This is a genomic window from Mesorhizobium amorphae (assembly GCF_014843845.1).
Taxonomy (GTDB): domain Bacteria; phylum Pseudomonadota; class Alphaproteobacteria; order Rhizobiales; family Rhizobiaceae; genus Mesorhizobium; species Mesorhizobium amorphae_A.
In genome coordinates this window covers 14,838-28,600 of record NZ_JHQS01000046.1, presented here as the reverse complement: position 1 = coordinate 28,600, position 13,763 = coordinate 14,838, and the positions used below count along the sequence as shown (strand labels likewise).

11 protein-coding genes are annotated in these 13,763 nt (G+C 61.6%); 8 read left to right on the top strand and 3 right to left on the bottom strand.

Annotation, left to right across the window (positions count from 1 at the left end):
- Nucleotides 1-22: 22 nt before the first annotated feature.
- The 4 genes from DH08_RS17765 (at nucleotide 23) to DH08_RS17750 (ending at nucleotide 4,503) form a co-directional block, all read left to right on the top strand.
- Nucleotides 23-367 (top strand): cupin domain-containing protein, encoded by a 345-nt coding sequence (locus DH08_RS17765; protein WP_192180559.1) that lies wholly within the window; start codon nucleotides 23-25, stop codon nucleotides 365-367.
- A gap of 20 nt (nucleotides 368-387) precedes the next feature.
- Entirely contained in the window at nucleotides 388-1,896 is a 1,509-nt protein-coding gene (locus DH08_RS17760; RefSeq protein WP_192180558.1) for an aldehyde dehydrogenase family protein, read from the top strand.
- Nucleotides 1,897-2,165: 269 nt separating this feature from the next.
- Nucleotides 2,166-2,864 (top strand): GntR family transcriptional regulator, encoded by a 699-nt coding sequence (locus DH08_RS17755; RefSeq protein ID WP_192180557.1) that lies wholly within the window; start codon nucleotides 2,166-2,168, stop codon nucleotides 2,862-2,864.
- A gap of 283 nt (nucleotides 2,865-3,147) precedes the next feature.
- Entirely contained in the window at nucleotides 3,148-4,503 is a 1,356-nt protein-coding gene (locus tag DH08_RS17750; protein ID WP_192180556.1) for a glutamine synthetase family protein, read from the top strand.
- A 50-nt stretch (nucleotides 4,504-4,553) separates the two neighbouring features.
- Here DH08_RS17750 and DH08_RS17745 read toward each other — a convergent pair whose 3' ends face one another.
- From DH08_RS17745 to DH08_RS17735, 3 genes are all read right to left on the bottom strand, one after another.
- Complete coding sequence (locus tag DH08_RS17745; RefSeq protein ID WP_192180555.1) at nucleotides 4,554-5,195, bottom strand: ThuA domain-containing protein; 642 nt, start codon at nucleotides 5,193-5,195, stop codon at nucleotides 4,554-4,556.
- Nucleotides 5,196-5,474: 279 nt separating this feature from the next.
- Entirely contained in the window at nucleotides 5,475-6,110 is a 636-nt protein-coding gene (locus tag DH08_RS17740; protein WP_192180554.1) for a helix-turn-helix domain-containing protein, read from the bottom strand.
- A gap of 505 nt (nucleotides 6,111-6,615) precedes the next feature.
- Nucleotides 6,616-7,266: a hypothetical protein gene (locus tag DH08_RS17735; protein WP_192180553.1), complete on the bottom strand. Its 651-nt coding sequence runs from the start codon at nucleotides 7,264-7,266 to the stop codon at nucleotides 6,616-6,618.
- A 445-nt stretch (nucleotides 7,267-7,711) separates the two neighbouring features.
- Between DH08_RS17735 and DH08_RS17730 the strand changes: the two genes are divergently transcribed.
- The 4 genes from DH08_RS17730 to DH08_RS17715 all read left to right on the top strand — a co-directional run bounded on the left by DH08_RS17730 (nucleotide 7,712) and on the right by DH08_RS17715 (nucleotide 13,748).
- Nucleotides 7,712-9,808: a GumC family protein gene (locus DH08_RS17730; protein WP_192180551.1), complete on the top strand. Its 2,097-nt coding sequence runs from the start codon at nucleotides 7,712-7,714 to the stop codon at nucleotides 9,806-9,808.
- Nucleotides 9,805-10,398, top strand: coding sequence for a transcription termination/antitermination protein NusG (gene nusG, locus DH08_RS17725; protein ID WP_246800915.1), 594 nt, complete (start codon nucleotides 9,805-9,807; stop codon nucleotides 10,396-10,398). Before DH08_RS17730 ends, nusG begins: the two co-directional genes overlap by 4 nt.
- Before the next feature lie 236 nt (nucleotides 10,399-10,634).
- Complete coding sequence (locus DH08_RS17720) at nucleotides 10,635-12,317, top strand: nucleoside/nucleotide kinase family protein (RefSeq protein ID WP_192180549.1); 1,683 nt, start codon at nucleotides 10,635-10,637, stop codon at nucleotides 12,315-12,317.
- Nucleotides 12,318-12,527: 210 nt separating this feature from the next.
- Nucleotides 12,528-13,748, top strand: a complete 1,221-nt coding sequence (locus DH08_RS17715) for a glycosyltransferase (RefSeq protein ID WP_192180547.1) — start codon at nucleotides 12,528-12,530, stop codon at nucleotides 13,746-13,748.
- Nucleotides 13,749-13,763 lie beyond the last annotated feature (15 nt).

Below are 13,763 nucleotides of genomic sequence, written 5' to 3'. Positions count from 1 at the left end.
AGGCCCTTTCAAGGACATCGAAATGACAACGCCGATCATGCAATCCCCGCTCGCCATCACCGACCTCGTCGATTGGGGCGTCATCCCGACGATGATCGAAGGCGAATCCCGCACTTCGGGCAAGCTGCTGTACAAGGGGCCGGAAGGCCGCTCCGAATGCGGCCTGTGGGTCTGCACGCCCGGCAAATGGCACTGCCACGTCACCCGCGACGAGTTCTGCCATTTCCTCGAGGGGCGCTGCACCTACGTGCATGAATCCGGCGAGGTGATCGAGATCGAGCCCGACACGGCTGCCTTCTTCCCGAAGGACTGGAAGGGCGTCTGCACCGTCCATGAGACGATCAAGAAAGTCTACATGATCCGCTGAGCGGGCCTGAAAGGACGACCATGGATTTCTCCGCTGACCGGCCGGCATGCTTCGTCAATCCGGATTATCGGTCGATGGCCGGCGCGAACAAACCGGTGATCGATCCGGCGACGCTGGAAACCGTCGGCTCCATCGCTGCCGCGACCGACGGCGAGATCGACGCCGCACTCAGCGCAGCGACGCAAGCGCAAGCCGCGTGGAAAAAGCTCGACGCCAAGAGCCGCGCAAAACATCTGCATGCCGTCGCCAACGCCATCGAGGCAGCGGATTTTACCCGCTGCGCCGAACTGATGGTGCGCGAGATGGGCAAGCCCTATCCCGAAGCCATCGGCGAGATCGCCAATTGCGCGCCGATCTTCCGCTACTATGCCGAGATGGCGCGAGACGACGCCGGCAAGGTCGCCGGCACGACGCAGGCAGGGTCGTTCCAATATGCACGCTACGAACCCTACGGCGTCTCCGTGCACATCATGCCCTACAATTTTCCGATCCTGCTGATGTGCTGGACGGTCGCTGCCTCGCTTGCCGCCGGCAATGCCTGCATCATCAAGCCGGCCGAACCGACGACGCTCTCGACGCTCGACTACATGACCGTGTTCCGCTCGCTGCCCGAGGGCCTGGTCTCCTGCCTGCCCGGTGGAGCCGCTACCGCACAGGCGCTGATCGCTTCCGACCGCACGCATGCCGTCGCCTTCACCGGCTCGGTCGCCGCGGGCAAAGCCGTCGCGGTGGCCTGCGCCGAGCGCATGAAGCCCTGCGTCATCGAGGCAGGCGGCAGCGATCCGTTGATCATCAGCGAGCACGCCCCGCTCGACGTGGCGGTCGCCGGCAGCGTCACCGCCGCCTTCCATCTCACCGGCCAGGTCTGCACCTCGGCCGAACGCTTCTTCGTCGTCGATGCCGTCCATGACCGCTTCGTCGAGCTGTTCGCCGAAAGGACTCGCGCGCTGCGCATCGGCAACGGGCTGGACAAGAGCGAGATCGGGCCGATGGTCAGCGAGGCGGCGCGGGCGAAGGTCATGCGGTTGGTCGATGATGCCATCCGCAGCGGCGCCAAAGTGGTAACCGGCGGGCGTATACCGCCGGCGCACAATATCGGCTGGTTCTACGAGCCAACCATCCTGACCGGCGCTACTCCGGACATGGCGATCGTGCGCGAAGAGTGTTTCGGGCCGGTCGCCGCGATCTGCCGGGTGAAGAATTTCGACGAGGCGATCAGGCTCGCCAATGACAGCCCGTTCGGGCTCGGCGCCTCGGTGTTCACCACCGACCTCGCCGAAGCGCATGAGGCGGCCGAACGGCTCGAGGCCGGCATGGTCTGGGTCAACAACCCGCTGATCGACAATGACGCATTGCCCTTCGGCGGCTGGAAGGCATCAGGCCTCGGCCGCGAGCTCGGCCGCCAGGGGCTCGACGCCTTCCGCCGCTCGAAGATGGTGATCATCGACCACAGACCGGAGATCCAGGGCTGGTGGTACCCTTACCCCGACAGCTGGTTTCGCGACACCGGCGGCCGCAAGCACGTTTGAGATTGCGCGGCAACGGCTGCGATGCGGGAGCCCTTCGTCGTCCGCACGGGAACACTGACTATACTATCTGCGGCTGTCGACCAGTGCACTCATGCCGGCCGCAACTGAGGGCGCGGCGATCACGCGGCTTGCGGCATCGCGGCTGAACCGTCTATCGTGGGATTGAAAAACCGCCGGCTTCGGCCCCGCGCCGCGTTCGGCTCAATATCCTAGCGGCGAAGACAAGCCAGCTGCGTAGATTTCAGAACGAATGAAGTAGCGCATCGCCAATGGCCGACAAGACACAATTCGGATTGACCGCCGTCGACACCGTTCCCCTGCATGAGAAGGTCTATCTGGAACTCGTGCGGGCGTTGATGTCGGGCCAGTTCGTGCCTGGCCAGAAGCTGACCTCGCGCAAGCTTGCCAAGGAGCTCGGCACCAGCGACATGCCGGTGCGCAGCGCCTTCATGCGCCTGCAGGCGCTGCGCGCGCTAAGCCCGATGCCGAACGGCAGCGTCGAGGTGCCGATTATCTCGGCCGAGCGGTTCTCCCAGCTGACCGCCGTGCGAACGATCCTGGAAGGCTCGGCGACCGAGCTGGCGACAAGGCTCATCAACGGCAACAATTTGCGGGCCATCCGACGCCACTGCGCCGAACTGACCATGGCGGCGCGCAAGGGGGATATCGACGACTATCTGCGCAAGAACTACGCCTTCAAGTTCTCCATCTACCGCCACTGCGGCAACGAGCAGATGATCTTCCTGATCGAGACGGTCTGGATGCAGGTCGGCCCTTTTCTCAGGAACCTCGGCATGGGGTTCGAGGACGACCTCGCCTCCATTCTCGACATCGACTACCACGAGGAGGCCGTGGCGGCGATCGAGGCCCAGGACGCGGAGCGCGCACGCGCTGCCATCGTGCGCGACATCGACGAGGGCGCAGCGCATATCCTGCAGCAGGCCAGATTTCCGGAAATTCGGAACTAGAAAGGGATCCAGGCCGGAGAAACCTGCCCACTGATCGACCTCCGCTTCGCGGAACCGGCGGCTCAAATGCCGCTTGGCTTTGCCCCAGCTTACCTCTATGTTGCGATCGCAGATCGCACAATTGGTTTTGAGATGCCTCCCGATTTACCGGCTAGTGAATTGAAAAAATGAAGGAAACGCCGTCGGCAAAAGCCGAGGCGACCTTCAGAAACTCACGAGCTATTTTTAACAGGGATATCGTGGCTCCAGGCTACGGCACCTTCAAAAACCAAGAGGTTGGAAATTGGGCGATGCAATTGCGGACGTTCTGAACTGGCTTGAAAGCAGAAGCGACATCCAGAGCCTGAGAGCGGCGGTGTGCGATCTCAACGGTATCATGCGCGGCAAGCGCATCCCCGTCGAGCAGGCGCGCAAGGCGCTTGAGGGCAAGCTGCGCATGCCCTTTTCGCTGATCGGGCTCGACGTCTGGGGCGAAGACATCGAAGGCAACGCACTGGTTTTCTCGACCGGCGATGCCGATGGCCTTTGCCAGTGGACCGCACGCGGCATCTTGCCCGTCAACTGGACCGCGCATCCGACAGCCCTTGTCCCGCTCTGGCTTGCCGACGAGAACGGCGCGCCCTATCTGGGCGACCCGCGCCGGGCGCTGGCCCGCATCCTCGATCGCTATAAGGCGCTCGGCCTGACACCGGTGGCCGCCACCGAACTCGAGTTCTATCTGGTCGACCCGCAGTCGCAGCGCCCGGTCGGCCCGGTCTCGCCCGTGACCGGGCGCCGTCTCGATTCCGACGCGGCACTGTCGATCGACGAGATCGACGATTTCGAAGCCTTCATCCACGACGTCTATGATGCCTGCCGCATGCAAGGCATCCCCGTCGACACGGCGATCGCCGAGAACGGCGTCGGCCAGTTCGAGATCAATCTGAACCATGTCGCCGATGCCCTGCGCGCCGCCGACGATGCCGTGCTGTTCAAGCGCACCGTCAAGGGCATTGCCCGTAAGCATGGCTTTGCCGCCTGCTTCATGGCCAAGCCCTATGGCGACCGTGCCGGCAACGGCTTTCATGTCCATTTCAGCCTGGTCGACACCGACGGCCGCAACGTCTTCGACGACGGCAGCGACCAGGGCTCCGAGATCATGCGCCATGCCGTCGGCGGTCTGCTTGCCGCCATGGCCGAGAGCACGCTGGTATTTGCGCCGCACTTCAATTCCTACCGCCGGCTGCGCCCGCGGTCCTACGCTCCGACCGCGGTTGCCTGGGGTTACGAGAACCGCATGGTGGCGATCCGCATTCCCGGCGGACCGTCGGCTGCGCGCCGCATCGAGCATCGCGTTTCGGGCGCCGACGCCAATCCCTATCTGGTCCTGGCAGCCATCCTCGGCGCCGCACTCATCGGCATCGAAAGAGAACTGTCGCCGGGCGACCCGACCCGTGGCGAAGGTCAAGGCGGCCAGCCGGCCAGGCTGCCGCCGGACTGGGCCTCGGCCATCGCCAGTTTCGAAAGCGGGCCGCATGTCGCGGAGATCTTCCCGACGATCCTGCGCGACTCCTTCGTCGCCTGCAAACGCCAGGAACTGAACACCTTCGCGCTCAATGTCAGCGACTTCGAACTCGAGACCTATCTCGAAAGCGTCTGATCAACGGACAGCACTCCCGGCCAAGGACCTCGGCCGGGGCGCCAACTCGGTCAGCGCGCCGCCCACGCCAGGCCGCGGCGAAGAATGGTCCGCATCTGCGGCACCTCGAATTCCGCAGCCGCGTGCCCGAGCGACGAATAGAAGACCTTGCCCTGGCCATGCCGGCGCTTCCAGACGACCGGCATGACGACACCGTCGATCCAGGGCGCATGGTCGCCGGAAAAAGTGGTGGTCGCCAGCACCTCGTTCGCGGGATCGACATGCATGTAGTACTGCTCCGAGCGGTACGAAAAATCGTCGATACCGCTCATGATCGGATCGTCGCGCCTGGTGACGTTCACCCGGTAGTCGATAATGTTGCCGGGATGTGCGACCCACTGGCCGCCGCACATGAACTGGTAGTCCGTGGATTCGCGGAACGCGTCACCCATGCCGCCATGGTAGCCGCCGAGGCCGACGCCGCCCTCCACCGCCTTCGTCAAATTACGCTCCTCGTCCTTGCTGAGCTTGGACATGGTGTAGATCGGCACGATCAGGCTCAGTTCGGCGAGCGCCGGGTCGGCGAATGCAGCGGTCGCAGTCTCGACGCGCACGCCAAAGCCCTCCTCCTCGAGCAGCGCCTTGACGGCACGCGCCCCTTGTTCCGGCTCGTGTCCCTCCCAGCCGCCCCATACGATCAGCGCTTGCCGCATAGTCATCTCCGTCAATGGTTTGCCCGAGGTATAAACCAGGGTTGCCAAACATAAGCCGCCGGATCGTGATTCGGGCGACTGCCCCGCCGCTTGGACAAGCTGGCTCTACCCGGGCGAATCTTCAAACACAAAACCCAGCCCCTGGAGGCTACCGGGCATGCGATGCGTGCATCGCGGGAGTGCTGCGGAAAACTGGGTGCCCGGGCCGAGCCGAAGGCCGGTATTTCTTCGATTCCCGATCGATGGAACGTCGGCCGGTCCTGCAAAGTCGCCTGGACGTCAGATCGAGATATAAGACCGATCAAATCCGGCTGTTTCGATAAGTCCTGCATGGTCATGCAACTCGACCACGCCGTTGCGGAATGAAGCCAGGCCGGCCTCTCGCAATGCCTTCATGACGCGGCTCACATGCACAGCCGAAAGACCCAGCGCGTCGGCCAATTCGGCCTGGGTCAACGGGCAAACAAAGCGGGCCGGATAAGTCGTTGCCGACCGATGTGCGCGGCAGGCCAGTTCGAGAAGAAGATGGGCCGTGCGCTCGATGGCTCCTCTCCGGCTGACTCCAGCCAGATGTTCCGCAACCCTGGAATATCGACTTGTCTCGGCCTGCAGCACAGCCTCGCAAAAGGGCGGCGGAAAGCGCGAAAAACAAGAATGGACAGGACCGGCCAGCTCGATCGCGGTTACGTCCGACAGGGCCGTTACCGTCTCGCTGACTTCGCCGGCGAATTCGATCAAGGCAATTTCGTGAGGAAGCGCAAAATCGACGATCAGGCGTGAGCCATCCGGCAGCGTCTTGGCAAATGCCGCCCACCCGGACGTTATGATCAGGATAGCCGATCTGGCCTGATATTCACGCGCGATCGTCGTGTTGGCCGTATAGGAACGGCGCACGGCTCCCGGCAACTCAGACACGCCCCTTTCCCAACTTGCTTCAGCAAGTGTAGGTCTCAGCCCGAATCCAAGAATCTGCTTCGAAAAGCTCATCTCACCCCGAAATAACCCAGCCACAGGTCAACCTGAAGCTGCAAATCTAAATCAAATACTCCGAAAGTGCCATCAATGATTTCATCCAGGTGGGGCCGCAGTCTACCACCTTTGGCTAGGGTCCTACCACCCTGTGAGGTTGGAACGGGCAGGCGGGGCCGAAGTTGGCCTGGGAGGACCACCGTGGGTCTTGGAAAACATCGCCGCGCGGTGCCAGCATTCGAGCAAACGGGCACAGCCGCACCGGCGCGCAAAAGGCTTGCTCAGCTTAGAGCAATCCCAGGAAAAGTGCGTAGCGGTTTTCCGTCCGGAACTGCGTGAAAACAAAGAGATAGAGCGGTTCTGCGTTTCCGTGAAACGCAGAACCGCTCCAAGCGCTGTACCCCATTCCATCGGCAAGTGTGCCTGATGGTCACGGCCCTCGGCTCAACCATCACGAAGGCCTTTGCGGTCGCCTCGACTGGCTCGAACCATCGCCGGCGGGATGGTTCAGCTCAAGCACAGCTTTCTTTGAATATCCCCTGAATGTGGAATTGCGACCTGCTGGTCGAGCCGACACTGGAACCGCAGAGCCTGGCAAAATATCGGGCGATCGCAATTCTTGCGAAGATGCACCGGAGAGCAACTCTCTCTCTCTTCCAAGACTTTCCGCAGCGCCGGTCGAAACGATCTGCTCCTTTGTTGCGGCTGCTGGTTTCCGGCGCAGGAAAGGTCGCGAATTCGAGGGACGTTTCGCGTTGAAGGTTTGTCGCCTTTCCTCGGCAGTCTCCAGGTCGCCGACTGCCGAGATGACCGACGCCAGCCTGTCTTCGATCTGCGTCAACCGCCTTCGGGTGAAAAGCAGGGCAACCAAAACCAAGAAAGTATTCGCGAGAACGACAAGGACTGCTCCTGCAGGGCCTTCGAAGCTGAACAAGATCACTGCGACAGCCCCGACAAACACGACAAGGGCACTGTAGCTCAGCATCCGGCCCTCCTTCAGAAGAAGCGCCAGCGGCAAGCTTGCCAGCAACACCAGGATGGCTCCTGATCTGTTCGCCACCCAATCCACAAACTGCAAACCGAATTCGCCATACGTGTCCATATCAACCCCAGGGTCGCCGAGACAAATGAGGATATGCGCCGCTTTCGCGTCGCCGGAGGGCGCACGCTTCGCCTTCGCGCCCCTTGATGACGCCAGTGTAGTTGTAGCCCTCCCGGATGAACTGGGAAAGGTGCCTGGGCGACGCCCTCAAGCCCTCCGGAAGACTATCGGGTAGACCAGATCGACCTTTAGCCGAGTTACTACTCATTAATGGTAATGGCGAGGCTGTCCGCGAAGCTGATATGGTTTCGATTGACCGGTTGCGTGATCGGTCAACGGGCGGAAGAGAGCGATTTGGACATGCCGGATGGCGGGGCGAGAACCCTTACCGTTTCATGCGCGTGAGTGCGCTTAGCAGCTAGCTGCCCGAAGGATCTTGAAGTGCGAGCCATTCAGCCGGCGCTGAAGGGGCAGGAGTTCTGTTGTTCGTCGCAAGGATTCGGAAATGCCTAGCCCGACTGACAATCCGATCATGCCCCGGCAATTGATGCCGCTCGACGTCAGGGAGATTCTTGATTTCCTTGTTCGGCGCTGGAAGCTTGTCTGTGCAATTGCAGCGATCACCTTTGCCATATTCCTGGTTGCTGCCTATAAGATCCCGCCATCGTACACGGCAGCTGCGGAAGTCTTACTCGACGCACCGAACGATTATGTGACTCCGCAGGATTACTCCAAAACCGACTTTTCGGACAATTCAACATTCATCGAAAGCCAGATTGCGGTCCTGAGGTCCACTTCGCTTCTACAGAAGGTCGTCGATGGCGAAAAGCTGACGGAAGATCCCAACATCGGGCCAGCGGCGTTGGATTGGCTCAAGGGCGCGCTGGGAGTCTCGCGGGTTGGGCTTGCCGACGTCATCGAGCTTTCGGTGACCTCCTACGATCCGGACAAATCGGCATCCCTCGCCAACGCAATTGCCCAGGCCTATGTCGTTGACCGGGTAAAGTCCCGTTACGAGGGCGCCAAGAAAGCGTCCACATGGCTCAGTGAGCGGGCCGCGTATCTGCGGGAAGAACTCAGCCGGTCGGAGCAAGCCGTCCAGAAATTCCGGATCGATAATAATCTATTGTCGACACAATCGGGCAGCCTGACCGACCAGCAGCTGTCTGAATTGAATGTCGCCCTGATCAATGCGCGCGCGGAACTGTCGGAGAAAAAAACAAAATATCAGCTGGTTGACAAACTGCTGAGTGGTGGCGGCGATATCCAGACCATACCTGACGTATTGCAGTCCGTTGTCGTCAGCGCCCTTCGAGCTCAGCAATCCGTGGTGGCGCGGCGGGAAACCGACCTTCTGCTGAAGTATGGCGAACGGCATCCGGACGTCGTGGCCGCTCAGGCGGAGCGCCGGGACATCGAGGGACAGATTTCCGCCGAGGTCCAGCGCCTCATCGGCAATCTGAAGAATGAAGTCGACGCCGCCGAGGCCCGCGAAGCTTCGCTCTCGCGAGCCCTGGCGTCGGTATCCGACAAGTCCGAAGTCGAAGGCCAGGTCGGCGTCCAGTTGCGCGACCTGCAGAGGATTGCCGACGCGAACAAGGAACTCTTTGGGACGTTCCTGTCTCGCGCCAAGCTCGCCGAGGAAAAATCCACCCTCCTCAACAGCGGCGTGCGCGTGATCACGGATGCCGAGGTTCCGGATTCGCCAAGCTTCCCGAACAGGCCGCTTTTTGCGGCTCTGGGTCTGGTCCTCGGTTTCTTCCTTGGTGGCGCCGGCGCCGTTCTTCGTGAAATTTTCGCCTCCGGCTTCATGGCGAAGAAACAGATAGAGGAAGAACTGGCCGTTCCGGTTCTTGCGTCCATGCCGAGAATGTCGGGCTGGTCGGGAGACGCCAATTCCCAATCCCAACCCGTGGCCTATCTCGAGCGCCGGCCGCTATCCAGATACAGCGAAGCCGTGCGACGGCTTCGCCTGGGCGTGGAGGCTACGCCGGGGTTGGGGCATTCACCGCGTCTCACGCTGCTGACATCGGCGATGCCCGGGGAAGGAAAGACAACTCTGGTTTTAAGTCTGGCCTGCTCCGCAGTCGCCGACGGCGACCGGGTCCTGGTGATCGATGCAGACTTGCGACTTTCGGCAGCCACGGCCTTCTTTGGCATGGGGGATAAGGTCGGATTGGTTGACCTTCTGACTTTGCCGATGAAGGCCACAAACGCAATTCATCGGGACGAACGTTCGGGAATTTGCGTGCTGCCTGCCGGCGCCAGGACGCGGAACCCGCCTGCCCTTCTGGCTTCGGCGCGAATGCGCTCACTGCTCGATGAGCTTCGCGGAAAATTCGATACGGTGATTATCGACGCGCCGCCCGTGGGCCCTGCTGCCGATGCCTCGATCCTGGCGCCGCACGTCGACAAGGTCGTCTTTGTCGTGAAGTGGCGTGACACCTCTCGCGAGGCCGCTGCCGAGGGAATTCGAAGTCTTGGCGGCCGTTCCAAGATCGCCGGCATTGCCCTGACAATGGTGGACGAACCAAAGCTGCCAAGATACGGCCGTTACACGTCGCTCGAAAGCAGTGTCTCGGACAGTTACTATCTCAATTGAGCAAAGAAGAAGAATTCACAATGCTGCAATCCGACTTACACTATGATCCGCTCCTGGAACCGACAAGAGACAGCCGCGACGGCAAGGCTGCGCGTTGGTGCGTGGTCCAGACACATCAGCATTCCGAGAGCCTGGCCGAGCGGCACCTTCTGTCGCAGAACTTCCGAACCTACCTGCCCAAGCGCAAGCGGACTGTTCGGCACGCTCGTAGCGTCAAGACCGTTTGCAGTGCGTATTTCGATTGCTACCTGTTTGTCTCCTTGGCTGTCGATCAGCAAAGTTGGTACCCGATCAACTCCACCGTTGGCGTTCGGAAGCTCGTCATGAGTCATGGCGTACCGACACCGGCGCCGTATGGCGTCGTTGAGTCCCTGATATCGGCGACCGATGACGACGGAATCTTGCATCCGGATGTGCTGCTGAGGCCGGGGCAAAGAATTCGGATCACCGACGGACCGTTTTCAGACCAGCTCGGCGTGCTTGATTACGTTGGAAGAGCCGGAGCCGTTAGAATTCTTCTCGATATCATGAACCGTTCAATTCCGATTACCATTGATAGAGACAACATATCGATCGTCTCTCAAAATTGAGCTTGTGTTTTTCTAGTTGGTTTTTTCGCAATGTGACGCCGAAACTATGCGGCGAGGGAGTGTTGAGTTGGCGCACAATTCACCCTCAGTGCGGTAGCGTGCATACGAGTTCCAAGCCCTTGAAACCTTCACGCAAGTCCAAACCAGGAAGCTGTCACCCCGCGGGCCCCGGAGAGCTTAGGGATGGCCTGCAGCCGCAACAATATCGTCGCTGGTCCCCTGAGGCCAAGGCAAGGATGCTGGCGGAAGCGTTGGCGCCGGACGCGCATGTTCCAGCACCTGCCGGGGCGCCCGGCGCGGGGTCGTGGCAAGACTTCGCCTGGCGGCGGAAAGCCGTTGCGGACAGCGAAGCCGATACAGAGCCATCGCAAACTGACAGAAATGCTCCTTTTCGCCCCTTCGAAGCGGCACCGGCACTGCCGATCGCCGCCGAACTGTTTCGAGCGCTGAATGCGGCCGGCCTGAAATACGGGATCGTTCAGGATCTCGCATCGGTGCAGGACGCACTTGCTGGCCGGGACGATCTGGATGTCCTTTTGGACAAGCACGACTACCCGGTCTTCTGCTCGATCGTCAGCCGGATGCAGGGTCGCCGCGGCGTGAGCCTCTCCTGCTACGACAATGTCTGTGCCGGCCGGGAGGACTGGTTCATACCCGACTTTTCGCGCGGCCGGTACCTGCATCTCGACACGCATATCGGTGTCCGGGTCGGTCGGGAGTTTCGTAAGCGCTATCTGGCGTTCGACTATGCGACGATCGCACGATGGGAGTCTATTTGCGTGGAGGACGTATCGGTTCCCGTCGTCTCTCCTGAAGACGAGATCCGAATAGCGATTGCCCGTTTCGCCTTCCGGGCTCGGGCCTTCCCGTGGAGCCGGTGGATCACCCTGCCCGATCGCTGGAAGGACCAGCTTGCACGCCTGCCATCGCTGCCCAGCGAGCCATCGCTGCCCGGCGAGCAAAGCTTGCATGTCGTGGAATACACCTTTGGCGGCGGAAGGAAGGCGATCTGCAGGCTCCGGAAAAGCGGCGACGATCTGGTCGCTGATTATGGCGATCTTGCCAGACTGCGCCGTTCGATCCGGGAAATGTCTGGTTTCACAGGGCATTATGCAGTCGCCGATGCTGCGGTTCATCTGGTCCGCAAGACCTCATATCTCGCCCTGAGGCTGCTTCAGCGCCTTATGCCCGGCCGCCTTCCACCGAAGAGACGGCCGGTGGCTGGCGGGCTTGTTGTGGCGGTAATCGGTCCTGATGGGGTGGGCAAGAGCACTCAGGTCGATCGGCTGGCCCAGACATTTCGATGGAAATTCGGGTGTGCGCAGGCCTATGTCGGAACCGGCGATGGCCGCGGATGGTGGCTTCGCAAGCGGCTGCAGAGCCTGATTTTACCTCATAGACGCAGCCTGAAGTCCCTGGTCCAGCAGGATGGCAACGATTCCATCCGCCGAAGTTGGGCCAAGGGGGGCGTTGTCGCGACCGGGTTGGCATTGTGGGCGGTCCTGATTGCGTTTGAGCGATACGCGGTTGTGAAGCGTGCACATCGATGGGCAACACGCGGCATGATCGTCGTTAGTGACAGGTGGCCGCAGACGCTGCGCAGGGGATATCTGGACGGGCCAACCATCCCCGAGCACCTGTTCTCCATCCCGGGCCTGTCGGCTCTCGCCCGGCTCGAGCAGAAACTCTATCAAAAGATGGAGGAATGCCGGCCGCACCTCATTTTGCACCTGGTTTCCGATTTTGCCGTCTCCGAGCAGCGGAAGCCGGGGGAGATCAGGAAGGAAGCGTTCGATGCGCGGCTGTCGCTGATGGCGGAGCTGCGGACCCGGGACAAGGACATCCGGACCGTTGACGCGAGTGCCAGCCTAGAGACGGTCAACCGGGAACTGTTCAGGCATATCTGGCTGTCTCTGTAAGCGACAGCGCGGGCGGCGCAACCGCCGACATCCACCACCACAGCAGACGCAAGCGGGCAACCTTGCCACGACGAACGCCCTCACGGCCGGGCGATCCCGGCCATGCGCGGGACAGGCGCCGAGAGACGTCCCCAACGTCCCGACCGCTGCGCCGATCTCCTGCCCGAATGCACCGCCCGCCGGATTTCACATCCCCAGAGGTATAGGCAAATGAAGATCGTTCATGTGCTCACCCGACTGCTTCGGGCAGGTTCCGAAGAGAACACATTGGCCTGTTGTCTCGCCCAGGCGCGGCACGGCCACGAGGTGATGCTGGTTCACGGTGAGGAATACGACCCGAGTTTGCGGGCGTCCGTAGCCGGAGCCCTTCGGATGGTGACCCTGGAACGGCTCCTGAACCCGATTTCACCATCCCGCGACATCTCTGCATTCAGGCAACTCACGCGCCTCATGCGCGATTGGCGGCCTGACATCGTGCATACGCACCAGAGCAAAGCCGGCATCGTCGGCCGCCTTGCTGCCAGGGAAGCCAATATCCCAGGCATCATCCATGGCGTGCACATTCTGCCTTTCGTGCATGTGGGCAGTGCGCAGAGGTTGATGTTCCTGGCTGCCGAGCGCCTGGCGGCGAACTTCACGCGCGCTTTCATCGATGTCAGCCAGGCGATGCGCGACATCTGCATCGCCAATCATTTGGGCAGCCCCGATCAGCACCATGTCGTCCACTCCGGCTTCGATCTGGCGCGCTTCGCCAACGCGCAATGGCCGCAAGAACCGCATCTGCTCCTTGGGACGGCCATCGGTGAGCCAAAGCCGCCCGTGGTCCTGGTGCTGGCCGCACTGGAACCGAGAAAACGCCACGTCGAGTTCATTGAAGCATTCGGGCAAGTGGTCGACCGAATTCCGAACGTGCGGCTGCTCCTCGCCGGCGAGGGACCGGCGCGATCCGCTGTCGAATCGGCGATCCAACGATCCCCGTTCGCAAACAGGGTTCGCATGATCGGCCATCACCGCGAGCCCGAACGGCTGATCAGCCTGGCCGACGTGTGCGTGCTGACGTCGATGCGAGAAGGATTGCCGCGCGTCATGATGCAATACCTGGCGGGCGGCCGGGCCAGCGTGGTCTCGCATCTGCCCGGAGTGGAAGAGGTCGTGAAGCATGGCGTGAACGGCATCGTGACGCCTGCGGAGGACGTAGGCGCCGCGGCGGCGGCGGTCGCCGATCTTCTCGAGAACGAACACTATCGCGCTCGGCTGGCTGATGGCGCGAAGCTCACCGACCTTTCGTCCTGGGGGCTGGAGTCCATGTGCGAAAGGGTCGAGCTGATCTATCAGTCCGTGCTGGAGTCAGCCCTTTCACCCGCCAGGCCGAACGACGTCCGAATTGGCGACGGGCTGGCCAAGCAGACCTTGGGGCTTCACGGATTTTGATGGACCTTCCGCTCC